General features: G+C 57.5%; 22 protein-coding genes and 1 riboswitch. Of the genes, 12 read left to right on the top strand and 10 right to left on the bottom strand.

Annotated features, from left to right (window positions below):
- Nucleotides 1–711: 711 nt before the first annotated feature.
- From C7378_RS03100 to C7378_RS03080, 5 genes are all read right to left on the bottom strand, one after another.
- Nucleotides 712–3,381 (bottom strand): glycoside hydrolase family 3 C-terminal domain-containing protein, encoded by a 2,670-nt coding sequence (locus C7378_RS03100; RefSeq protein ID WP_243648027.1) that lies wholly within the window; start codon nt 3,379–3,381, stop codon nt 712–714.
- An 85-nt stretch (nt 3,382–3,466) separates the two neighbouring features.
- Entirely contained in the window at nt 3,467–4,573 is a 1,107-nt protein-coding gene (locus C7378_RS03095) for an esterase (RefSeq protein ID WP_165876622.1), read from the bottom strand.
- A 241-nt stretch (nt 4,574–4,814) separates the two neighbouring features.
- Complete coding sequence (locus tag C7378_RS03090; protein ID WP_131991556.1) at nt 4,815–6,368, bottom strand: tannase/feruloyl esterase family alpha/beta hydrolase; 1,554 nt, start codon at nt 6,366–6,368, stop codon at nt 4,815–4,817.
- A 305-nt stretch (nt 6,369–6,673) separates the two neighbouring features.
- A complete protein-coding gene (locus C7378_RS03085) occupies nt 6,674–8,281 on the bottom strand; it encodes a carboxylesterase/lipase family protein (RefSeq protein WP_131991554.1) in 1,608 nt (535 codons plus the stop codon).
- Between the two features lie 107 nt (nt 8,282–8,388).
- Nucleotides 8,389–9,336, bottom strand: a complete 948-nt coding sequence (locus tag C7378_RS03080) for a LysR family transcriptional regulator (protein WP_131991552.1) — start codon at nt 9,334–9,336, stop codon at nt 8,389–8,391.
- 105 nt (nt 9,337–9,441) lie between these two features.
- On the opposite strand from C7378_RS03080, the gene C7378_RS03075 reads away from it, so the two are divergent.
- From C7378_RS03075 to C7378_RS03065, 3 genes are all read left to right on the top strand, one after another.
- The gene (locus C7378_RS03075; protein ID WP_131991550.1) at nt 9,442–10,728 is read left to right on the top strand and encodes a CitMHS family transporter; all 1,287 of its coding nucleotides are present in this window, start codon (nt 9,442–9,444) and stop codon (nt 10,726–10,728) included.
- A gap of 89 nt (nt 10,729–10,817) precedes the next feature.
- Nucleotides 10,818–12,134 (top strand): acyclic terpene utilization AtuA family protein, encoded by a 1,317-nt coding sequence (locus C7378_RS03070; protein ID WP_131991548.1) that lies wholly within the window; start codon nt 10,818–10,820, stop codon nt 12,132–12,134.
- Complete coding sequence (locus tag C7378_RS03065) at nt 12,131–12,433, top strand: AtuA-related protein (protein WP_243648026.1); 303 nt, start codon at nt 12,131–12,133, stop codon at nt 12,431–12,433. Before C7378_RS03070 ends, C7378_RS03065 begins: the two co-directional genes overlap by 4 nt.
- Here C7378_RS03065 and C7378_RS03060 read toward each other — a convergent pair whose 3' ends face one another.
- The gene (locus C7378_RS03060; protein ID WP_131991546.1) at nt 12,434–12,703 is read right to left on the bottom strand and encodes a hypothetical protein; all 270 of its coding nucleotides are present in this window, start codon (nt 12,701–12,703) and stop codon (nt 12,434–12,436) included.
- A gap of 57 nt (nt 12,704–12,760) precedes the next feature.
- On the opposite strand from C7378_RS03060, the gene C7378_RS03055 reads away from it, so the two are divergent.
- Nucleotides 12,761–12,997, top strand: a complete 237-nt coding sequence (locus C7378_RS03055; protein ID WP_207901310.1) for a hypothetical protein — start codon at nt 12,761–12,763, stop codon at nt 12,995–12,997.
- 149 nt (nt 12,998–13,146) lie between these two features.
- The gene (locus C7378_RS03050) at nt 13,147–13,815 is read left to right on the top strand and encodes a hypothetical protein (protein ID WP_131991544.1); all 669 of its coding nucleotides are present in this window, start codon (nt 13,147–13,149) and stop codon (nt 13,813–13,815) included.
- A gap of 229 nt (nt 13,816–14,044) precedes the next feature.
- Here the strand turns inward: C7378_RS03050 and C7378_RS03045 are convergent, their stop codons facing one another.
- Nucleotides 14,045–14,686 carry a TetR/AcrR family transcriptional regulator gene (locus C7378_RS03045; RefSeq protein ID WP_131991542.1) on the bottom strand — a complete coding sequence of 214 codons (642 nt, stop codon included), beginning with the start codon at nt 14,684–14,686 and terminating at the stop codon, nt 14,045–14,047.
- Between the two features lie 121 nt (nt 14,687–14,807).
- Between C7378_RS03045 and C7378_RS03040 the strand changes: the two genes are divergently transcribed.
- Nucleotides 14,808–15,587, top strand: coding sequence for a VOC family protein (locus tag C7378_RS03040; RefSeq protein ID WP_131991540.1), 780 nt, complete (start codon nt 14,808–14,810; stop codon nt 15,585–15,587).
- A gap of 97 nt (nt 15,588–15,684) precedes the next feature.
- Complete coding sequence (locus C7378_RS03035) at nt 15,685–16,170, top strand: VOC family protein (protein ID WP_131991538.1); 486 nt, start codon at nt 15,685–15,687, stop codon at nt 16,168–16,170.
- 87 nt (nt 16,171–16,257) lie between these two features.
- Here the strand turns inward: C7378_RS03035 and C7378_RS03030 are convergent, their stop codons facing one another.
- Nucleotides 16,258–17,166: a universal stress protein gene (locus C7378_RS03030; RefSeq protein WP_165876621.1), complete on the bottom strand. Its 909-nt coding sequence runs from the start codon at nt 17,164–17,166 to the stop codon at nt 16,258–16,260.
- Between the two features lie 129 nt (nt 17,167–17,295).
- Between C7378_RS03030 and C7378_RS03025 the strand changes: the two genes are divergently transcribed.
- From C7378_RS03025 to C7378_RS03015, 3 genes are all read left to right on the top strand, one after another.
- Nucleotides 17,296–17,907: a cupin gene (locus tag C7378_RS03025; protein WP_131991534.1), complete on the top strand. Its 612-nt coding sequence runs from the start codon at nt 17,296–17,298 to the stop codon at nt 17,905–17,907.
- 314 nt (nt 17,908–18,221) lie between these two features.
- Complete coding sequence (gene crcB, locus C7378_RS03020; RefSeq protein ID WP_243648025.1) at nt 18,222–18,599, top strand: fluoride efflux transporter CrcB; 378 nt, start codon at nt 18,222–18,224, stop codon at nt 18,597–18,599.
- A gap of 49 nt (nt 18,600–18,648) precedes the next feature.
- Nucleotides 18,649–19,377 (top strand): DUF190 domain-containing protein, encoded by a 729-nt coding sequence (locus tag C7378_RS03015; RefSeq protein WP_165876620.1) that lies wholly within the window; start codon nt 18,649–18,651, stop codon nt 19,375–19,377.
- A gap of 24 nt (nt 19,378–19,401) precedes the next feature.
- On the opposite strand, the gene C7378_RS03010 is transcribed toward C7378_RS03015, so the two are convergent.
- A complete protein-coding gene (locus C7378_RS03010; protein ID WP_131991530.1) occupies nt 19,402–19,929 on the bottom strand; it encodes a universal stress protein in 528 nt (175 codons plus the stop codon).
- Nucleotides 19,916–20,503 carry a histidine phosphatase family protein gene (locus tag C7378_RS03005; RefSeq protein ID WP_131992763.1) on the bottom strand — a complete coding sequence of 196 codons (588 nt, stop codon included), beginning with the start codon at nt 20,501–20,503 and terminating at the stop codon, nt 19,916–19,918. The genes C7378_RS03010 and C7378_RS03005 overlap by 14 nt, the downstream gene beginning before the upstream one ends.
- A 194-nt stretch (nt 20,504–20,697) precedes the next feature.
- Nucleotides 20,698–20,768: riboswitch (Fluoride riboswitch) on the top strand.
- Nucleotides 20,769–20,816: 48 nt separating this feature from the next.
- On the opposite strand from C7378_RS03005, the gene C7378_RS03000 reads away from it, so the two are divergent.
- Together C7378_RS03000 and yiaK are read left to right on the top strand one after the other, a co-directional pair.
- Nucleotides 20,817–21,344, top strand: coding sequence for an inorganic diphosphatase (locus C7378_RS03000; protein ID WP_131991528.1), 528 nt, complete (start codon nt 20,817–20,819; stop codon nt 21,342–21,344).
- A 69-nt stretch (nt 21,345–21,413) separates the two neighbouring features.
- A complete protein-coding gene (gene yiaK / locus C7378_RS02995; RefSeq protein ID WP_131991526.1) occupies nt 21,414–22,427 on the top strand; it encodes a 3-dehydro-L-gulonate 2-dehydrogenase in 1,014 nt (337 codons plus the stop codon).
- Nucleotides 22,428–22,459: the final 32 nt, after the last annotated feature.

Genomic DNA, 22,459 nt, shown 5'->3' with positions numbered 1-22,459 from the left:
TGTCACGTAGATTGATCGCAGGGGGGCAAGCTCGGTCGAGCTCGCTGTGAACGTAGTTGTCGTTTCTATAAGACTGGCGATTCTCAGCCGCTGCCTCAAAATGGTTGTGGATTGACGACAACAGGCCTTAGCGCAAATCCACCGGCACGGATGCGAAGAGGCATCCGTGCCGGTCGTTCACTGGTTCCTCAAGATTCTGCTGTGACACTCGTTGTCCCAGATCATCGTCCGATTGGTTTCAGGATTGGTTGCCGCCCGATTTAGTCCCGGTATGCTGGGATTTCCGGTTGCAGCAAATGCGGCACACGAAGACGCCATCTTCTTCGCCAGCGCCTGCACCTCCGATGTATTCCCTGTCCCCTGCTCACAGCGCTTCTTGTTATCGAAGCAGAATTGAAGATCCGCCGTATGCCATGCGCCAGCCACGCCGTCGATCAGGAACGTGGTGGCCTCGCAACTGGTTAGCAGGAGAGCCAGTCGTTGAACACCGCGACTATCCCGGGTTCACCCGCACGAATGCCGGCGGCGGTGAACTGAGTCGCGAGAAGCGACTTCCCTGTCCCTTAGGCGCCACCGATGAGGAGGCTATCACCTTCCGGGATACCTCCGCCCATCATTTCGTCCAATGCCGGGATGCCCGAAGACAAGCGCTTTCTGTTTGTGCAATCAGTCGCTTCAAATGCGCCGCTCGCTTTAGCAGCACACTCCTCGTTATTCCGGCAGCGCGTATTGTCCGTCAACGCGGAATTTGCCCGTAGCGACAGGCGCTCCCGTATCAGGTTGGCCGCCGCCAATGCTGATTGTGTACTCCCCTTGGGCGATGATCGGATTGCCATCCTCCGTCACCATCCCCAAGTCGCGGGGCTTCAGGTCAAAGTGCACTTTCTGACTGGCGCCGGCGGCAAGATGCACGCGCTCGAATCCGCGAAGTGCAATCCGTGGCGCTCCTTTCACATCGGGGAACTTCAAATAGAGCTGAACGACCTCGTCGCCGGTCAGCTTGCCCGTATTCGTCACGGTCACATCCGCACCCACGGGCTGTCCGGCAGCAACGGCCTGTGTCGGGATATTGAGATCGTTGTAACTGAACTTCGTATAGCTCAGTCCGTACCCAAATGGATAAAGCGGCTTTCCGGTGAAGTAGCGATACGTACGATTCGCCATGCCGTAATCCTCGAAGTTCGGCAACTGATCGACGCCCTTGTAGAACGTGACCGGCAGCCTTCCCGCAGGATTGTTTTTGCCGCTCAGCGTCTCGGCGACGGCGGCTCCGCCCTCTTCGCCGGGGTACCAGGCCTCAACGATGGCGTCAGCGTGTTGGTTGATCCAGTTCACGGCCAGCGCGCTGCCGTTCATCAGAACAACTGCCAGCGGCTTGCCCGTGGCCGCCACCGCTTCCACCAAGTCTTCTTCCGGCTGGGGCAAGTCGATGCTGGTGCGGTCTCCGCCGAGAAATCCCGGTTCGCTAACGGGCATCTCTTCGCCTTCGAGCTGACTGGTGATGCCCACAACCGCAATCACGACATCTGCGGACTTAGCTGCGGTAATTGCCTCGGGCGAGACACCGGCCTGCGCCTTGTTCCAGATGAGTTCGGCATGCGGCTTGCTGTTCTGTGTGCCATAGGTCATGCTGATCGTCGCCTTGCGGCCCTTCTGCAAGTGAACGCGACCCATACCGGAGGACATCTCATCGCCCCCACCGAAGGCCGCTGCCACCTGCTTGTCATCTACGGTAAGCCGGCAGAACCCATGGCAGCGAACGCCGAGTTGATAGTCGCCCGATTCAGTGGGAGTGAGCGTCCCCGTCCATTGCACGCCGTATGCTTTCTTCCCGGCAACTTCCTTGGGCAGATTGCTCTCGCTCAGGTTCACGTTCGCTTCAGTGCGCGTGAGAATCGGCGTGGTCTTCGCCCCGGGAGACATGCGGCCTTCGCTGTATTCAGCTTTGAGGCCGGGCTTGCCATCGGGAGTGGCTAACAGCGTATCGGGCACGGGCTTTCCATCCGTGCGCAGAAACTGCGTGCCCGGAACGTAAGTGATCGTTGCATTGGGAAACTCAGCATGCAGGCCGTCGAGAACGGAGACGATGTGCGTGGGCTGCCCAGCGTAATTGCCAATCAGCGGCCGAGTCTGATCTGCCAGTGGACCAACGACAGCAATTTTTTTGATCTCAGGTTTGAGTGGAAGCATTCCATCGTTCTTGAGCAGCACCATGGACTCGTTCGCCAACTTGCGTGCATGATCGCGGTGTTCCTTGCTGTCGAGTTCCTTCTCATCGATTTTGGTATAGGGAACCATGTCTGCGGGATCGAACATGCCGAGTTTGATCCGCGCAGTGAAGAGGCGAATAAGCGCGGTGTCGAGCACGTTCTCCGGCAGGTATCCCTGCTGCACGGCATCAATGTAAGCCTTTTCGACGGGTTCGCCAAAGCGAGAGGTGAAGGTGACGCACTCGTTGTCCATGCCTCGAATGACGGAGATTGCGACGCCTTGGGCCTGCGTTGGGCGATACCTATGATTCGCCGCAACGTCCCGAACCGCATCGCAATCGGAGACAACGTAACCCTGGAAGCCCCACTTTCCGCGAAGCTGATCCTGAAGCAGGTACTGGTTGGCGCAAGCAGGCTCGCCGTTAATGGCGTTGTAGGCGCACATCACTGATCCAGCCTTGCCGTCGACCACGGCGGCGCGGAAGGCGGGTTCGTAGGTGTCCACTTCGTCGTGCTTGCTCACGTCGACATCTGCGAAGTGCCGGGTAGGCTCCGGTCCGCTGTGCACAGCGAAGTGCTTGGGCGTGGCAATGGCGAGGTAGTACTTGGGGTCATCGCCCTGCAGGCCAGTGACGTACGCAACGCCCATGCGGCCGGTGAGGAACGGGTCTTCGCCATAGGTCTCCTGACCGCGGCCCCAGCGCGGATCGCGGAAGATGTTGAGGTTGGGCGACCAGAAGTCCAGTCCGCCCATGATGCCCGTGTGTCCTTCGCGCTGGTTCTGCACGTGCTTGATGCGGCCCTCGATGCCAATCTGCGCGGCCATGGTGTGGATGCCGGGTGCGTCGAACGTTGCCGCCAGGCCGATCGGCTCGGGATACTCCGTCACACCCTGGTTGATTACGCCATGCAAAGCCTCACTCCACCATTGATAGGCGGGGATTTTGAGCCGGGGGACGGCGGCCGAGTTGTTCTGCATCTCGGATGCTTTTTCCGCCAGCGTCATGCGATGCACCAGGTCGGTGGCCCGCTGCTCCGGGGATAGCTGCGGATTCAAATAAGGAAGATTTGTGGCTTCCTGGGCAGCTGCAGTGTGTAGCGCTGCGGCAAGCAGGAGTGCTCCGCTGCAGGCTGCTATGCATTCGATGATTCGCGTCATGCGAGTTTTCATGGTTCCTCTCCAAGCGGTTTCAGCAAGCGGCACTTGTGGTCATAAAGCAGGTGGCTTCAGCTAATGCGGCTATCGATGACGCACGCTATTGTGCCTCCGGAGACTTGAAGACCAGCGCCGCGAACTGATGCAGATAGTCTCTCCAGTTAGGCCATGCGTGGAAGCCGCCGCTCTCATGCTCCTCCACATGGATTCCGGCATCTTTCAGGACGGCGACCGTGGCATGGCTGTTCTGAAGCGCAATGTCGTACTTGCCCGCATCCACCCAGAACAGGCGAAACGGCTTGCCCGACGCCCGGTACTGCGCCACGTCTGTGTCTTGCTCTTCCTTGATCGCGTTGGGGAACCATCCGGAGCTGAACACGCCCACGTAAGCGAAATCCGATGAGTCATCGAGCGCGATGTTCAGTGTCTGCAGGCCGCCCATAGACAGCCCTGCAATAGCACGGTGGTCGCGGTCGGCAACAGTTCGATAGTGCGCGTCGATGTAGGGCAGCACCACCTTTACTAGGTCATCATTGAAGGCGTCGTGGCCCATACGCGCGCCGGGCGTCAAACGGAAGTCCGTGGAGACGTGGCCTGCGGGCATGACGATCAGCATCGGGACAGCCTTCCCGCTGGCGATCAGGTTATCGAGAATCGCCCCTGCGCGTCCGACCGTAGGCCACGAGTCGTCAGAATCGCCTCCCCCGTGAAGCAGGTAGAGGACAGGCAATCTGGCGCTGCCATTCTCGTAGCCCGGCGGTGTGTAGACATGCATGCGGCGCTGGCCCCCTGTGGCAGACGAGTCATAGTAGATCGTTGCGATTACGCCGTGCGGCACGCCCGCTTTATACTCCATAAAGTCCGCGCCCGGAACCTCGTACATGCTGGATGCATGGGTCAGCGATTGCGAAGTGAGCGGGTTCCGCGGGTCTGTCGTGCTCACGCCATCCACCGTGAATGTGTAGCGATACATTCCAGGCTCGATGGGGCCGATGGTCGCTTCCCAGACGCCCTGATCTCCCTTGGTCAAAGGCACACCAGCCATATACTTACCCGTCTCTTCCGGAGTGATTCCCGGTGTGGCCTCCGGGCCCTCGGCATGCAGTTTCACTTCAATGGCGTTCGGCGCCCAAATGCGAAACCGGACATGGCGATCGGGCGTCACCTCGACCGACTTCAACGTGTCATTGGGTGTGGGAGCAGGCATTTGCATCGCGGGCCTCGGCGGCTGCGCTGCGGGTTGCTGAGGTGCTTGCTGCGCATGAACGCCAAGCCCAACGCAGAGCGCGCCGAATACAGAAACCGGGCTTAGGAACCTACTCCTTACCTGCATCATCCGACTCTCCTGTGAACTTCCAATCTTGTTCTCAGAACACCTCTTCGGAGCGCTGCCCGCCGAATGGAACGATGAACCATGTATGCAGACCTCTCACGAGAGTTGTAGGTTTTCACCGACATTGGAAGTTTCGGGCGTCCTGTGTGTCTCCGCTTCCGGTGTATTGCGCGTGTTTAGGATAGGCGCACAGCGGGCGGCTGCGTCCTGGAAACGCGCTGCCAGTGGCAACCACCGACTCGGGCGCCGCGCCCTTCTCTACCCACCCAACGAGTGCGCTGAGCATGTCGAAGTGATCCAACGACGGGCCGCCTCCACAGTGAGCCATTCCCGGCACAAGAAACATCCGACTCCACTCCGCCACCTTGTTCGCTCCGCCGTTCGTCGCGGCCAGCGACTTGTAGTATCCGAGTGTGTCGAGCGGTGAGAACCACGGATCACTGTCGCCATGGAAAAAGATCAGCTTACCGCCGTCCTGCGAGAACGTAGACAGATTTGTTGACGCTGGCTCAACCAGCGGATCCGACGCATGCAGCGCAGCGGCATCCACATCGAGTTCAGTAGCGGTGGTGTACGGGCCAAACAGACCATTCTTGCTCAGCGCCAGCAAACCGGGTATGCCGGTCGTCGAAGCAATACCCGTGTCGTAAAGAAAGCCAGGGTAGACCTGCGTTCCGTAAGTATTCTTTGGCCCTGCAAACGCCTTCTTGATTGCCGCAATCTTTTCAGGCGCAATGCACGTGTCCACCTGCCCCGATTTGCATGCGAGCACCGCAGGATCGAAGTCGCACCCTATGGGATCGAAGATCATGCCGTCCGCCACGCCATCGCGCGCGTCGCACTGCTTCATCAGGCCGTCCATAAAGATCTTGCGATCCGTCTCAGTCAAAAACTTATCGATCTCCGGCTTACCGGACGCGTCCTTTGGCGACGCCTTGTTGTAAGCCACCGGAATCCATTGTGCAATCGCGAGGTTTGACAGGCCGGTGCGCATCGCAGGATCGCCCGACACAATCCCATTGAACACGGTTGGAAAACGCTGCGACAGGATCATGCCCTCTCGTCCGCCTGTGGAGCAGCCGACGAAATAGGAGTAGGCCGCCGGCCTCGCGTAATAGCGGTCGATGATTTGTTTGGCGACTCCCGCCACCTCGGCGTTTGCCATATATGCGAAATCCAGATACGCCTGCTGGTCGCGCATGAAGGTGAAATCAAAGCCGCCAGTCTTCGCCTTGTGTCCAGAGTCCGTGCTTGCAACAGCGAAGCCGCGAGCGAGCGCCGGCTTGTCTCCTGTGTAGCTCGACCCAACAGGGTATGCTACGACACCGTTGCCGCCTCCGCCGCCCTGCATCATGAAGTCACCATTCCAGGCATCCGGCTCCGGAAGAGCTAGTGAAAACCCGATCCCGTACTCCACGCCATCAACGCCCTTGCGGCGGTTGATCATGCCGTCAACGCGGCAGTGCGCGGGCAGCGGTCCAACGGGCGATGCTCCCGGATAGGCAGGCGGGATAGTTTTCCCCTCCGGAACCGGCACGGAATCCGTGATCTCGACTTCGGTGAGTGTTGCGGTCTTCAGGGCGGCGCAGCGGTTCGAAGCTTCGGATTGTGCTTGTGCCGCGATCGAACATGCTACGAGCACGAGGATACCAATCTCTGAGTACCTCATTGGAATGGCCTTTCAGGAGGTCTGCACGGCGTCAGGTCCGCAGAACTCTCGACTATACCGATTTAGGAGCTACGGCGGCAACATAAATAAATCGCTTTATTGGAAGGGTTCCAACACTCTGCAGTGTCGACGTGGACGTAGCACGAGTTATCCGCGATGGGATCGTTACCGGGGTATTTTGAACAGGGTCACCGAGATCGTGGCGCCGAGAGGCAGTCGAAAACCTGGCCCAACTCGTCCTTTACGGAAACGGCTGCGGTTGAGCCGCAGCCGTTCAGAAGGTTCACATCTATCTTTGCGACATCTTACGGGCGGGGCGGAAGCTTTGGCGTCGGCGCAGGAGCGGAGCTCGTTACGTATGCAGCCGTAACATCGAGCCTCGCTTTATGTGGATCCTTTTCGGCCACCGGACCGTTTTCGGTGAAATCCATCAGCATGTCGGTTGCGGGCGAGTAGCGCGGCCATGCCGGCGTGTTGCCCGTGCTCGGATCGCCCGTCTTGGCGAAGGCCACCCAGTACTTCAGCATGGCCTGCGCGATCTTTTCATCCTCGGGCGCGAGCTCGTTTCCATACTTCGCCTGCACGGTATCGAAGACAAAAGGTATCTCGGTAGCATGGGGCGCGCCCGGCCATTTGCTTCGCATGGACTTTGCGACATATGAAAACCTGTACTCGTAGGCAGGCTGGCCTTCCGAAGCGAATACGCTGGCTACGAAACGAGCGGGCTCAACCATAAATCGATCCATGGAGACCTGGTACTGCACGGCGCGCAGCTCGCCCTTTCCGGTCGGATCGTACGCCGCGATCGCTTTCTCGCGATCCGCACCGAATGGCGCGAACAGCTCTTCCTTATCACGCGCGAAGCCGAAGCCGATATCCATGCTGTTGGTCCCGATCATCAGTGGGACATGCCAGCCGGCGCCGGACAGGTAAGCGGATTGCGGATCGGACAGGACCACGCGACCGTCGATAAAGGGTCCTGCATATCCGGGTTGATTCATGGTTGCCATGTTGAGATTGCCGAGCACCTTTTCGGCGGAGAGATGCCGTAATTTGTCCAGCGCGTCCTTATCGGTTCCGACCACTCCCAGGCTGCGCGCGAACTCGATGCCGACCGATTCAGCTGAGGTAGGCCCGTTCGGTAAGGCCGTGTTGAGGTAACGCTCTCCGCCAAGGTTGGTGCGGCCGCCGCCGGACTCAATGATCGCTTTGGAGAACAACCCCTGCGACAGAGGCGAGGTGAGCAACATGCTTACCGAGAAGCCGCCCGCCGACTCGCCGAAGACGGTGACGTTGGCGGGATCGCCGCCGAACGCGGCGATATTCTTTTGAACCCACTTCAGTGCGGCGATCTGGTCCATGAAGCCGTAGTTGCCGACCATCCCGTCCGCGTTCTCTTTTGTGAGTTCAGGAAACGCGAAGAAGCCGAAGCGGCCCAGTCGATAGTTGGCGCTGACAAAGACCACGCCCTTCTCGGCGAACTTGCTGCCGGCATACACCTCGGGGGAGCTGCCTCCATTGACGAAGCCTCCACCGTAGATCCAGAACATGACGGGCAGCTTCGCGTCCGCCTTGGTGCCGGCGGGACGCCACACGTTGAGGTAAAGGCAATCTTCTGCCGGCTTGGTGCCCAGCGGAGCAGCGTCACTGGGAAATGGAACCTGCATGCAATCTGCTGAGTAGGAGTTGGCCTGCCGCACATCGGACCACGGCTGCACAGGCTGCGGAGCGCGCCAGCGAAGTTCGCCGACCGGAGGTGCGGCAAACGGCACACCCTTGAATGATTCGACCTGCCCCTGCGTAACCCCCTGCAACTTGCCTGCATCAGTGCCGACTACGCCAGCCTGCGAAAACAAGGCCGGGGCAGCCAACAATGCAATTGCCGCCGCGGCAAGCTTCTTCAAACCATCCATTTACAGCCTCCGGGAACGTGTTACTTTATGCGATGCACGCGACTATAACAGTCCTCGGAAGCATGAGTACAATTCATTGATTCGAACGGAATAATCGAATTTCCCGATTACCTGTTTTTCACTCTTCTTCTTGTGTTCGTGGAAGCTGCGCTGCGATCTTCGCGCTTTCTAGCATGGAGTTTTTGCAAGAGATGGCGCACCAGGCTCTCGGAGGCCGGAGATAGAGTGGCATCTCTTCTCTGAAGCAGCTCAATCTGGCGGCTCGAAAACCGGTTGTTCAGTGGAATCATGCTGAAGTCCGAAGTGTCAGTGCCGGCTGCCGTCTCCGGCAGAATGGCTATCCCCAGATTGGCGCGAACGAAGGCCAAAGCGGTTGGCATGAAATTTGTCTCGTAGCGTATGTCGAGGAGCAATCGCTCGCGATGTGCAATGGCCTCAACTGCCTCTCTCACGCTGCTCTCCCGCCCCGGCAAAATTAATCCGTGAGCTGATGCCTCGCGAAGTGTGACGGTGCGCTTCTCCGAGAGCGGGTGCCCAGGAGGTGTAAAGACAACCAGGTGATCCTGAAACAAGGGAGTTGCGCGAAGCTCCGCATCGCGTCCGTGAAGGGTCCCGATTCCGAAGTCAACCTCTCGCTTGAGCACAGCTTCACGCACGCGTTCCGCGATCACGTCTGAAATCTGTACGCGAATCCCAGGGAAACTCTCAAGGAAACTTCGTACCAGTTCCGGGAGCGGTCCGGCGCATACGGTGGGTAGAGCAGCGATGGACACGAAGCCGGTTGACGCAGAACTCAGGTCGCGCGCATGCTCAACGATGGTCTGAGCATCGTGAAATAACCGTTGTAGCGGGCCGAAGACGTCCTTACCGGCTGCGGTGAGCATCACTCCACGCTTATTTCTGTCAAAGAGACGGACTCCCAGGCTCTCTTCAAGCTGTTGCACCTGGACCGTCAACGCGGACTGCGAAACATGCAGGTCATTGGCAGCACGTGTGAAGTTGCGCGTCTTTGCAATCTTGAGAAAGGCACGAATGTGACGGAGTTCGTGAATCATCGGAAATCCAGATTATAGACTTCTGATTTATGCAATGTACATATTGTGACGCAGCTCTCTATACTCGCACTATTTGGGAAAGGGTTGCATCAACGGTCGCTGTGCATGCTTGCCATCTGGGGTCTGATCACTATCCTCGGCATGATCGTGGCAATCGCCAGCCGCCGCGTGTCGCCCCTGATCGCCCTTTTTCTGTTTCCAGTAATCGCCTGCCTGATGGCGGGCTTCGGCTTGAAGACGGCGCAGTTTGCCCTATCCGGGCTGGTGTCAATCGCGCCTGTGGTGGCTATGTTCCTGTTTGCCATCCTGTTCTTTGGCGTTTTGACCGATGCGGGGACAATCGAACCGTTCCTCAAAATTCTGCTTCGTCGGATCGGCAAGAACCCCGTGCTCATCGTTCCGGGAACTGCTTTGCTGGCGCTGCTGCTACACCTCGACGGTTCCGGCGCAGTCGTATTTCTGGTTGCGATTCCCACCCTGCTGCCGCTGTATCAGGAACTCGGGATGGATCGGAGAATCTTGGCATGTGCGGTATCGCTCGCGGCAGGCGTAAACTTTTTGCCATGGACGGGGCCCACAATTCGCGCTGCGAGCGCACTCCACACCACGCCCTTGGCGTTGTTCAAGCCTCTCATTCCTGTTCAGATCGTGGGGCTGGTCTATGTTTTCGCGGTTGCCGTGTATCTCGGACACAAAGAGAGCAGACGCATTGGACAGACGAATTCAATGCCCATTCCAACGAGCACAATCGCAATAATCGCTCGGCCCGGTTCGCGTGTTCTCTTCGCCTGCAATTTGATTCTAGCTGCGGCAGTTCTAGGCCTTGTGATCAGCGGCAAGGTTGAGCCGGCAATCGTTTTCATGCTGGGCACAACACTGGCCCTGCTGCTCAACTTCGGATCAGTGCGCGAACAGAGCAAGGCGATTGATCGTCACGCGAAAGCGGCGTTGTCTATGAGTGCCATTCTCTGCTCGGCCGGCGTGTTCACGGGGATACTGAAAGGCAGCGGCATGCTCGCCGCCATGGCGAAAGCGTCAATCGCACACATACCGCCAGGGTTCGCGCCGCACATTCCCCTGGTGCTCGGCCTGGTCGCCATGCCGTTAAGCCTGCTGTTCGATCCTGACTCTTTCTATTTCGGAATTCTCCCTGTGCTTGCTGCCGCCGTTCAGAGCTTTGGATTGCCTGCGGCGAGCGTCGCGGAAGCCGCACTACTAGGACAGATGACCACCGGCTTCCCCGTAAGTCCGCTCACGCCGGCGACGTTTCTTGTGACTGGCCTTAGTGAAATCGAGTTAAGCACGCATCAGCGATTTGCTGGCCCGTTTCTGCTGGGAGCGTCCGTGGTGATGACGATCGCGGCGGTGCTGTTCCATGTCATTCCTTTGTAGGTCGGAGTCTTTATGCCAAACCGCAAAGGCACGGACGCTTTCATATTCCAGGCGAAGCTGGTGAAGATGATTTGTTGGGGTGAGCGCAGATGAAGAAAATCAGAATCGGCGCGGGAGCCGGCTTCTCCGGAGATCGGATCGAGCCCGCGGTGGAGCTCGCTGAGAAAGGACATCTCGACTTCCTTGTCTTTGAATGCCTGGCCGAGAGAACGATCGCGCTGAGTCAACTGCGCAAGCGTGAAGATCCTGACGCCGGCTTCGATCCGCTTCTCAGCGAACGCATGCATGCTGTTTTGCCGGCATGCCGCCACAATGAAGTTCGTGTGGTCAGCAATATGGGTGCGGCTAACCCGCGTGCCGCCGCGCGAGTGACAGCCGAGATCGCGCGAAGCCTGGGACTTCACGGGTTGCGCGTCGGATGTATCGAGGGGGACGACGTTCTGCATCTCAAAGACGCGTTCAGGCCCTTCGACGACGAGCCTCTTCCCGATCACACGAAGATCATCTCGGCGAATGCATATTTGGGCGCTGACGCCTTGGCCGAGGTGCTGGATCGCGGTGCAGATGTTGTTCTGACAGGAAGAGTAGCTGATCCCTCGCTGTTTTTGGGAGTACTGATCCACGCGTTTGGATGGCAGAAGGAATGGTGGGACTTAATGAGTCAAGGCACCGCGGTGGGCCATCTGTTGGAATGCGCCGGGCAACTTACCGGCGGTTACTTTGCGGATCCCGGATATAAAGATGTGCCGGATCTCGATCGCCTCGGGTTCCCGCTGGCAGAAGTAAGCGAAGACGGCTCAGCGCTCCTGACCAAGGTTGAAGATTCGGGCGGACTCATCACCATGCAGACCTGCCGCGAGCAGATTCTGTACGAGGTTCTGAACCCCTCCTCCTATATAACGCCCGACGTGATCGCTGACTTCACAGAGATTCGCTTTGAACAGCAGACACCCGGCGCAATGCGTGTGTCCGGTGCAAAGGGGAGGCCGCGTCCGCGGGATTACAAAGTCTCAATTGGAATGGATGACGGATTGATCGCTGAAGGTCAGATCTCGTATGCGGGACCGGGCACGCTGGCGCGAGCCGAGTTGGCACGGCAGATCCTCGAGAAGCGGCTTGCCCAAATTGGTGCGGAGGATCTAAGGATCGACCTGATCGGCCTGAGCTCTATGCACGGCATGCCGGCCGATTGGCCCGCACCCTACGAAGTGCGGCTGCGCGCTGCGGCGCGCTTCATGCACGAAATGGATGCGAAGCGCCTGACACATGAAGTGGAGAGCCTCTACCTAAATGGGCCTGCCGCAGGCGCAGGAGTCACATTCGCGGTGCGGGAGAACATCGCCATCGTGCCGGCGCTCATCGCGCGCGAACTCGTCACTCCGAGGATCTCGATAGAGGTGGCATGATGAAGCTTCGAACAGTTGCGCATGCGCGCGCTGGCGATAAGGGCAACCTCGTCAACATTTCAGTGTTCGCTTATCGCGATGAGGATTACGCGATGTTGGTTGAGCGCGTGACAGAGGAGCGTGTGAACGAGCTATTTCGCGAACTCATCACTGGGCCGGTCACACGATATTGCGTTCCGAATCTTTGCGGTCTTAACTTCGTGTTGCAGCGTCGATCAACCGATAGCGTTACGCGCTCCTTACGTCTCGACGCGCATGGGAAGAGTCTCAGCTCGCTTATGCTTTCACTGGAGATCTAATCAGATGAGATCTGCATACATCATCGCGTCCGCCGTAAGTGCCGCATTGAGCAGCTCCGCCCATGCCCAGACGGGACAAGGCGCCTGCGAACGGCTGCGATCTCTCCACAGCAGCTCATCGTGCATCCTCACAGCGGAGTACAGCGCGGCCGGGGAGTTTCGAGCGCCTGCCGCGGGGTCATTCAATCCGCCGCCTCTCCTGCTGTCGGCGCATTGCTCGGTGAAGGCCTTCACTCCTACCGGCTCTGATAGCGGAGTTACTTCAGACATCTGGCTGCCTGATGCAGCAGGCTGGAACGGCAAGCTGCGTGGCACGGCAATGTAGAGATGGTTCGGGACCTCATCACTCACAACGCTTCCATCAACGTCTTCGAGGCCGAGCATGGCGGCAGTCCACTCGCATGGGCGCTCCACGGCTCCCTGCATAGCTGGGAGCGCGAAAATGGAGATTATGCCGGCGTCACTCGGGCATTGCTGATCGCCGGAGCGGCCATACCAAAGCCAGAGCGTCCGCTGGAGGCCACTGAAGAGGTTTTGGCAATTCTCAAGCAGCACGTATCCTGAGTCTGGACCCGCGGCTACATTGGCGTTTCCCATTACCAATCTTTAAACGTGTTTTGAATAGAGTTCAGCATCAATGAGTGATTTCGCCGTGGGCATTAGTGGATGCGGGTAGACTGAGACAGGAAGTGCTTTGGAAATATGAGGGATTGATGGCGCTGAATGACGAAATCATTACCCAGATTGACGAGATTCTCGGCAGGTATAAGACTCTCCGGTCTCGATCCAAATGGTCAGATTTAAGCGACCTCAACGATACTGGCGAACCCACAGCGATTCTTACGCTGATTTGTGACACTGTTAAGAGATTTGCGCCGCCCAGGAGCCAATATTCTGAGTCCGTAAGCAGGCTCCTGCAAGAGTACGGCCCTGATGGCTGCGGTGCTATCACCCCTGCCATGGGAGTGTTGAGTGCATTGCGAGATGCATACAGCTCTGGCTACTCGAGGCGTTTCGCAGAACTCGTTCATGCTGAACTTTTCAGCGATTTTCTTGAAATGTCTGAATATCTACTGTCGGAGGGATTCAAGGATCCGGCCGCGGTCATAATCGGTAGCGTTCTTGAGGAACATCTTCGGCAACTCTGCGTTAAGAACAGCATTGACATAAATGCTCCCAGCGGCAAACCTAAAAAAGCAGACCAACTAAATGCGGACCTTGCTGGTCAGGGTGTCTACTCGAAGTTAGATCAAAAATCAGTGACAGGGTGGCTAGACCTGCGTAATAGGGCGGCCCACGGCAAGCACAACGAATACACCATGGAGCAGGTCACTATTCTGCTCACATCAGTTCAAAATTTTATGACACGTATACCGGCTTAGAGCCCTTGATGGCGACGTCCTCGAGCTGTCATCATTAGAGGCAAGATCGGCAATAGTGTTTAGCGCCAGTAAAGAGCGGAAGCGGCCACAAAGATAGCCTTCTCGTATTGGGTGAAGGATTCATCAGTCCTCATAAGTAGGCTTCTCGTTCGTAATGGGGTTCTGCTAACTGAAAACTGTTTCCCGATCCAATCGTCGATTCGGAACGAGTCGATGCTTTGTCGAGTGTCTAGCTGAGTCCGCGTTCCACCATGACCACTAGCCTCTCTCCCAGCGCCAGAACTATCTCACGTGGCATCTTGTGCAGCGGTCCCTCAAGCGCCAGAAGCGCCAGACCGTGAACTGTCGACCACGCGAGATATTCCGCATCTTTGCGGTCCTTTTTGCCAAGCAAGCCGCTCTCCTGCATGCGGTCCAGAGCTAGCGAAAGCAGTTGAAACGGGTTCAACCCCATCGACGCGGTGTTCGCCGGATTTTGCTCATGTACAGGCGGTGGAACCGAAAAAGCCGTGCGAAACATTCCCGGCTCGCTCATCGCAAATCCTAAATATCCCATCCCCACGGCACGCAAACTCTTTCGTGCAAACGCTTGTGAATCCCGGCCTGGGCGACACTTCTTCATCTCATCTTCAATTGCCGCGGCTAACCGTGACAGACATGCCGACCGTACGGCATCCAGCAGCTCAGCCTGGCCAGCAAAATGTCTGTAAGCCGCATTGGGAGAGACACCCGCCTGCCGGGTTGCCTCCCGCAGAATGACTGCATTGGGTCCTCCAGCACGAGCCATCTCAAGCCCGGCGGCCACGAGTGCGTTGCGCAGATCACCGTGACGAAAGGTCTTGCGTTTCTCAAGGATGACGTTCTTTTTCATTGCCTGTTTGAGTAGAGTGTACCGCGAAAGGCTAATTGTAGACAGCATCCACTTCCAGGTGATAGCGTATGTGGACTGTGTTTACTTTTGTGGCGATACGTCGCTGAGTGGAAGGTGCAAAATGGCAGACGGATTCATCTGGTACGAACTTGTCACCAATGACATGGACAAGGCAGTCAACTTTTACAAGAAGGTAGTCGGGTGGGACATCAGGGACGCCGGCATGCCCGGTTTCACCTACATGCTCTTCGGTAAAGACGGAAAAGACGTCGGCGGCATGATGACCTGGGCTGGCGCTGACGCGCCTGATCTTCCTCCTCAGTGGATGGGGCACATTCACACTGCGAAGCTGGACGAGGAGCTGAAGGCTGTAACAGCCGACGGCGGGACTATTGTGAAGCCGGCTCAGGATATCCCGGGCGTCGGACGTTTCGCGGTCGTGCTTGATCCACAAAAGGTGAAATACCTGCTCTTCGAACCGAGTCAGCAAGATGCTCCGCCTCGTCTGGATCAGATGGCGGTGGGTAATGTGGGATGGCACGAACTACTTACCGACGATCAAGCGAAGGCTTTTGACTACTACTCCAAGCATTACGGCTGGCAGAAGGACTTTGCGCACGATATGGGCGCCATGGGTACTTATCAAACCTTCCGGAGCGACCAGCCTCTCTACACCGGCGGAATGATGAACCGTAAAGGCCCAGGCATGCCCGAAGATATTCCGCCACACTGGCAGTTCTACTTCATCGTCGATGACATCGAGGCTGCGCAGAAACGTGTGATCGACGCCGGCGGCAACATCCTCATGCCTCCGATGGACGTGCCCGGAGGCTCGCGCATCATGCAGGCCACAGACGACCAGAACGGCCACTTTGCTCTCATGCAGGCACCAAAATCGTAACCGCGATGTACTTCATGCCCGGCGAAGCCGTTCTTCATTCGCAGAAGAACGGCGGCCGCCGAACTACCACGAACTTTGAAAAGCAGAAAGGAACGATATGTCCGAGAAGATGATCACTTGCCTGTGGTTCAACCAAGGCAAAGCCCGCGAAGCAGCCGAGTTCTATGCCGCCACCTTTCCCGACAGTCACGTCGGGAAGACAAGCGCCTCGCCTACAGATACGCCATCCGGCCCCGAAGGCCAGGAACTCCTCGTTGAGTTCACCGTCTGCGGACGAAATTTTCTGGGTCTCAATGGCGGTCCGATGTTCGTCCCGAACGAAGCGGTCAGCTTCGTGATTCTTACCGACGACCAGGCCGAGACCGACCGCCTGTGGAACGCCATCGTCAGCAACGGCGGCCAGGAAAGCATGTGCGGCTGGTGCAAGGACCGCTGGGGTTTTTCATGGCAGATCACTCCGCGTGCGCTGCTGGCGGCGACGGCGGATCCGGATCGCGCTGCAGCCAAGCGCGCGATGAACGCGATGATGACGATGCGGAAGATCGACATCGCCGCGATCGAGGCGGCGCGCGCGAAACAATAGCAGATCATCCACTCAAAGACGGAGAGCAGCTACGATGTGAGATCAAGTCGCCTACGCAGCCGGTGTAATGGATGGAGGAGGAAGGAATCATACTTTGCGGATCGTCAGGACTGGACAGGTCGCGCTTGCTGCGACCTTGTAGGCGGTTCCGCCGGCGAAATGGGAAAGGGCTGAGGTGAAGACGCCAGCTCCCCGCGCGCCAATCACGATGAGATCGGCCTTACGCGTTTTGGCTTCTTCGAGAATGACTGCTTCCGGCGTTCCGAATCCGACGATGCAATCTGCTCTGGGCTTGAGATCTGCGTGATCTGCGAGTAGCTTTTCAAGCTTCTCCAAGGGCTCTGCGGTGGCCATTGCCCGCTCAAAAGTGAAGGATACGTCTTGATCATCTTTTACGTGGAGCAGAACGAATGCTGCCCCGTGTTCTCTTACGATGGACGCGGCATAGCGAAAGCCAATCTCTGCACCCGGAGAAAAGTCTGTGGCGTATAGAAGCCTCCTTACCGCAATCTCCCTCTCGCCACTGCAATGGCAGTGCGGCCCGACGGTCAGTACCGGTATCGAGGAGGCTCGAAAGATGGCTTCCGCAGTCGATCCGAGGACGGCCTTTTCAAGGCCTGTCTCGCCCGCCGTTCCCACGACTATCAAGTCCGCATCCGCTAAATCATCCAGCAGATCGAGCGTGCCCCCGGCATGGAGAACGGTGGTGCAATTGATGCCCCGAAGAAAAGGCGCTTCCGTCTGACTCAGCAGACGATTTTCCAAACTCTGCCGCACGTCTTCTAAAACCTGGTAGGAAAATGCCATCTCGGGAGCGGCAAACGCATACGTCGGCGGAGTATAAGCATGAGCGATGACCAGGCCAGCCTTATATCCGCGTGCAAAGGTGGCCGCACAGCGCAGAGCAATGTCTGCATTCTTTGAAAAGTCAGTGAGGACAGCAATCTTTTCGATCTTCAATTTGGCGGGTGGCGTGACTCTAGGAACGGCGGTCATAGTGACCTCTTCTCCGGGACCGTGCAGAGTTATCATCCATGTCCAGTGGCGACACTTGAAGTGATCTCCGTCACAAGCTTTAGTATTGTGGCTGAGAGTTCCTTTGCGAGTTGCAGGGAGGCATCGCTCATGACATCCACTAACCGCCGTCACTTTGCAGCCATGCTCGCAGCGATCGGCCTGGTTCCTGAACGCGCGCTTTTCGCAGACGCGGGCCACGCGGCGCGCAAGCCCGAAGATGTAGAGCTGCTTAGACTCACCCACAATGGATGGGTTCCGAATAACGAGCAGCTTCCTGTTCTGATCTACCGCGGCGCGTTCGATGTGACAGGAGAAGACCCGGCGGCCATTTTCGAGAAGGCCTTCATGCGCAACGGCTGGCCGCCGCAATGGCGCAATGGCGTCTACGACTTTCACCACTACCACTCAACGGCGCACGAGGTGCTTGGATTTGCGGGTGGACAGGCGACGCTGCTTTTGGGGGGAGAGAACGGGCATGAAGTAATCGTGAGGAGCGGCGATGTAGCGGTGCTCCCCACCGGGACCGGCCATTGCAGGCTCAAGAGCAGCGCTGACTTCCTGGTGGTGGGAGCGTATCCGCCCGATCAGCAATGGGACATCTGCCGCACTCCTCCTTCGCAGTCCGCAGTCGATCGGATGCGCCACCTGCGCTTTCCAAACTCCGACCCAGTTACAGGCGGAGCAGGAAGCCTGACGCAGTATTGGCATCAAGCTGGCTGACGATCCGGCAGCCAGGCTGGCGTTGCCGTTTCACGACTTCGTTGACAAGAGCTATGGTCGCCCCTTACAAACGATATAGCTATGTTGAGGTGAAGGAGTTCGCCCTTAACCGCTGCCCATCCATGTTTCTGATGTAAGGACGAGCAGATGATAACTCCTGGCAGGGAACCCTGTCGGGAGTGAGTCGCGTCCCGACAGAGATCCCGAACAACCTGAACGATAGAACGCGCTCTGCCTGATGGCATTGGCGTGAGCAATGGTGTTTGTGTGGTTGCGCGGTCAAAACGCCAGCCTGGCAGAAGCAGGAGGGATACTTGCAGAAATACTTCTTTATGGCGGTGGGCGGTGCGTTTGGAGCTATCGCGCGCTACGCGGTAGGCTCTGTCGTTGCTGGCCGCATGGGTACGAAATTTCCCTACGGCACATTTATCATCAACATCAGCGCCTGCATCATCATCGGATTCTCACTGGTGTTTCTGGGCAGACGCACGGAACTGAGCGCTGCGTGGAGATTTCTTATCCCAGTTGGTTTCGTGGGAGCTTACAGCACATTCTCAAGCTTCGAGTGGGAGACCTTTACCAGCCTGCAGACCGGGGCATTCATGATTGCCGCCTTGTATGTCACTCTTAGCCTGTTGCTCGGCCTGCTGGGAGTGTGGCTGGGGGTTCTGCTCGCGAAGGCGGTCTCATGAAGATCAACAAGACTGGACTCTGGTGTGTTGCGTACTAAAGGGGGAAAGCATGTTGTCTGCCGGTAAAGCAGTCAAAGTCTCGATTTACCTCAGCGAGGGATCCACCCACCATGGCGTCCCCATCTATTCGACAATTCTCGATTTCCTTTTCTTCAGAGGAGTTGCCGGTGCGACGGTAACGAAAGGCATCGCAGGCTTCGGCGCTGACCACCACCTGCACTCCGCCAACCTCGTGGATCTTTCAGACCATCTTCCGCTCAAGATTGAATTTATCGAGACGCAGGCCAAGGTGGACTCGCTGCTCGGCCGCCTAGAAGAGATGGCGGGCTCCGGCATGATCGAATTGCAGGAAACGATGATCGCGAAGCCGGCTCAGGCAGGGAAAGAGAAGAAAGCTGCAGCGCAGCAGCAATTGAAGATTGAAGGCAAGGCAAAGATGATGCGCATCTATATCGGCGAAAGCGATCAGTGGCAGGGAAAGCCTCTCTACCAGGCGTTGGTGCAGGCCCTGCGAGCCAATGATCTTGCCGGAGCGACGGTCTATCGCGGAATCCTCGGCTATGGCGCGCATCGTCGGATTCATAAGGAAAGCCCGCTTCACCTCTCCCGCGATAACTCGATGATGCTTACGGTGATCGATACCGAAGATAAGCTGAACTCCTTTTTGCCAGTAGTAGAGAGCATGGTTCAAGAGGGGCTCGTGGTTCTCTCGGATGTAGATGTAATCAAGTATTCTCACCGGGCCCTGGACATGGGTGAGGACACGCCGGAGAAATGATTCGCTGTTGAGCAGAGGCCAGCGCTATGGCTGCTCGCAGTCCTCGTGAACAACGAGGACTGAAGCGTGTGCGCTTCGAACGAGCGTCTCAGACGTAGAGCCCTCTAGCCAATGTCGCACACGGCCAATTTCACGGCGCCCCACGATGATGAGGTCTACACCTTCCTCTTCGGCTTTGCGCTCAATTTGCGCTTCAGGTTCGCCGTCCGCAATCTCCGTCACCACGTCTGCGCCCAGGCTGCGAACCCGAGAGGCAGTCTTTTCGAGTTGCTCCTCCAGCCTCCTGCGCGTGCCTGATGCCTCCTCCAGCCCAAGTCCTTCGGCCTGTGCTTCAGCCGTGAGTGGAGGAACTACGCCCAATAGAATTAGCTTCGCATTCAGGCTCCTTGCCAGCGAAATTGCAACCTCAGCGGCACGGCTTGAGCCCGATGTACCGTTGAAGCCCACCAGTATCTTTTTGAACGCAGTCTCGGTTTCCATTTCAATCGCACCCTCTTTATAACCTGCCTGCGTGTCGATCAGCGCGTCGACACAAGCATCACTCTGTTTCAAACGAGCGGTTCCACGACTGTATGACTCGTGTCTCTCGCTCAAACCCAAGCGTGCTCACCGAACCTGTACCAAGGGTGAACAGCCGTCCCGCTTCCGGCGGCAGACCAATCCATGTCGCTGCAAGGATGCGAAGAAAATGAGCGTGCGAAAACAGGGCCACGCGGCCGCCTGCATCGAGCGCCCGCGCGATGATCTTCTGTGCTCTCGCAGCCACTTCCGGAAGCGCTTCCCCGCCCTGCGGGGCGCTCTTCCAGATGGACCAGCCGGGCTGCTCTTTTCGTATGTCAGCGGTTGTGCGGCCTTCGTAATCGCCGTAGTCCCACTCGCGCAGGTTTTCATCGATCTGCGCGACATCGGCATAGCCGGCAATGCGGCACGTCTCATAGGCACGCTGGCGAGGGCTGCTGAGCACAAGCGAAAAGCTCTTGCCCTGGAGATAGTTGTGAATCTCACGGGCACGCTCTTTGCCATGCCCGGTGAGAGGGATGTCAGTCCGGCTGGTATGTGCGCCCGACATACTCCATTCGGTTTCTCCATGGCGTATCAGCCAGAGTTCAGTCTTTTCCTGCTCCATCACCAAGTGTCCCTTTTTATATTGTCTTCGTGCAGGTCGCTGCTACAGATACGGAAGGTGTAATGATAAATGGTAGGATGCGGAGTTTCGTTCTTCGCTCGTGCTATGAGCGCGCTTGCGTTACGCTTTCGTCACTGCCTTCAAAAAGAGGCGCGCGTGCTTCAAGTTGCGACAGCACTACCGTTATGCTAATACTGAGATCAGGCGAAGGAATCCGCCTTTATGTGCCTTCCGATACGGAAAGGCTGATGACTCCTACCCTGCGTAGGAGCTTTTTTTGCTCCCACGCTGAAAGCGATTACTACCGAGCAAAATGACCGACTATCTCGACCTTCCTATCGGCGAAAACTCTCCTGAAATTGTCACCGCAGTCGTGGAGATTCCTCAGGACTGCATCAACAAATATGAATATGACAAGACGCTGCGGGTCTTCCGACTGGACCGCAACCTGCATTCGCCCGTCCACTATCCGGGGGACTACGGCTTTCTTCCGCGGACGCTGGCAGAGGATGGCGACCCGCTGGATATTCTGATTCTTGGCGATGCGCCTACATTTCCCGGATGTATTTATCACGCGCGGCCTATCGGTCTTTTTGAGATGCTCGATCAGGGCATTCCGGATGCCAAGATTCTTGCCTATGCCACGGGCAATCCCCGATTCTCCAGCATCCAGAACTATACCGACGTACCGTCGCACATCCTTCGCGAAGTCGTGCATTTCTTTTCTATTTACAAAGACCTCGAAGGCAAGCGCACTCAGGTTCTCGGATGGAAAGATCGCCAGACTGCGCATGAAGTTATTCTCGCCAGCCATGAGCGCTACATGAAACAACAGGCCTGATACCAGCCGTCGATCGCACTCGTATACTCGTCGATAGCACTCCATCTCTCGCGGCTGGAATGAGAACGCATGTTACGAATTTCATATGAAGAGCTGGCGGATACGCTTACGCGCGTGCTGCTGAAGCTGAAGTTTGAGGAAGCGCGCGCAAAGACCTGCGCCCGGCTTTTCACCGACACCGCTTGCGATGGAATCTACTCGCATGGCGTAAACAGGTTTCCGCGCTTTGTGAAGATGATTCACAACGGAAGTATCGACGTCAGCGCAAGCCCTGTTCCCGTGCTCAGATGCGGCGCGCTCGAACGATGGGATGGAAAACTCGGCCCCGGAAATCTGAACGCGTATGAGTGCATGGGGCGAGCTATCGAACTTAGTCGCGAGCACGGCGTGGGGTGCGTAGCGCTGGCCAGGACGAACCACTGGATGCGCGGCGGCACCTATGGGTGGCAGGCCGCAGATGCCGGAGTCATCGGAATCTGCTGGACAAATACGATGGCGAATCTGCCGGCATGGGGTTCAACCAAACCGAGCGTCGGCAACAATCCACTGGTGATCGCGATACCGAGGCCCGGCGGACATGTGGTACTGGACATGGCGATGTCACAGTTTTCTTATGGCGCGCTGGCGTCCTATCGTGCACGAGGAGAGTTGCTGCCGGTTGAAGGAGGCTTTGACGCGGAGGGCAAATTGACCCGCGACCCGGGCGCGATCGAACAGTCGCAGAGACCGCTGCCGGTTGGCTACTGGAAAGGCTCAGGATTGGCGCTTGCGCTGGATATGGTGGCTGCGATGTTATCTGCCGGCAACGCGACCCACCAGATTTCGACAGACGCCCTGCATGAGTCGGGACTCTCGCAGGTCTTTCTCGCCTTCGACCTCTCCCGCTTTGGATCGCCAGATACTTTGGAAGAAACAGCAGACCAGATCATCGAGTTTGTGCAGGCGAATACAGGCTCGACGGGGCGAATCCGCTATCCGGGAGAGCATACGCTTGCAACGCGTGCAGAGAACCGGAAGCTTGGCATCCCCGTCGATCCTGAAATCTGGGCCGCGGTGCTGGATATGCTGGGAGAAACTCCTTAGCTCCAACGCGGCTGGAGTAGCCGCGCTTTTGC

This window comes from Acidipila rosea, from assembly GCF_004339725.1.
Taxonomy (GTDB): Bacteria; Acidobacteriota; Terriglobia; order Terriglobales; family Acidobacteriaceae; genus Acidipila; species Acidipila rosea.
This window is presented reverse-complemented; position numbering and strand designations above follow the sequence as displayed.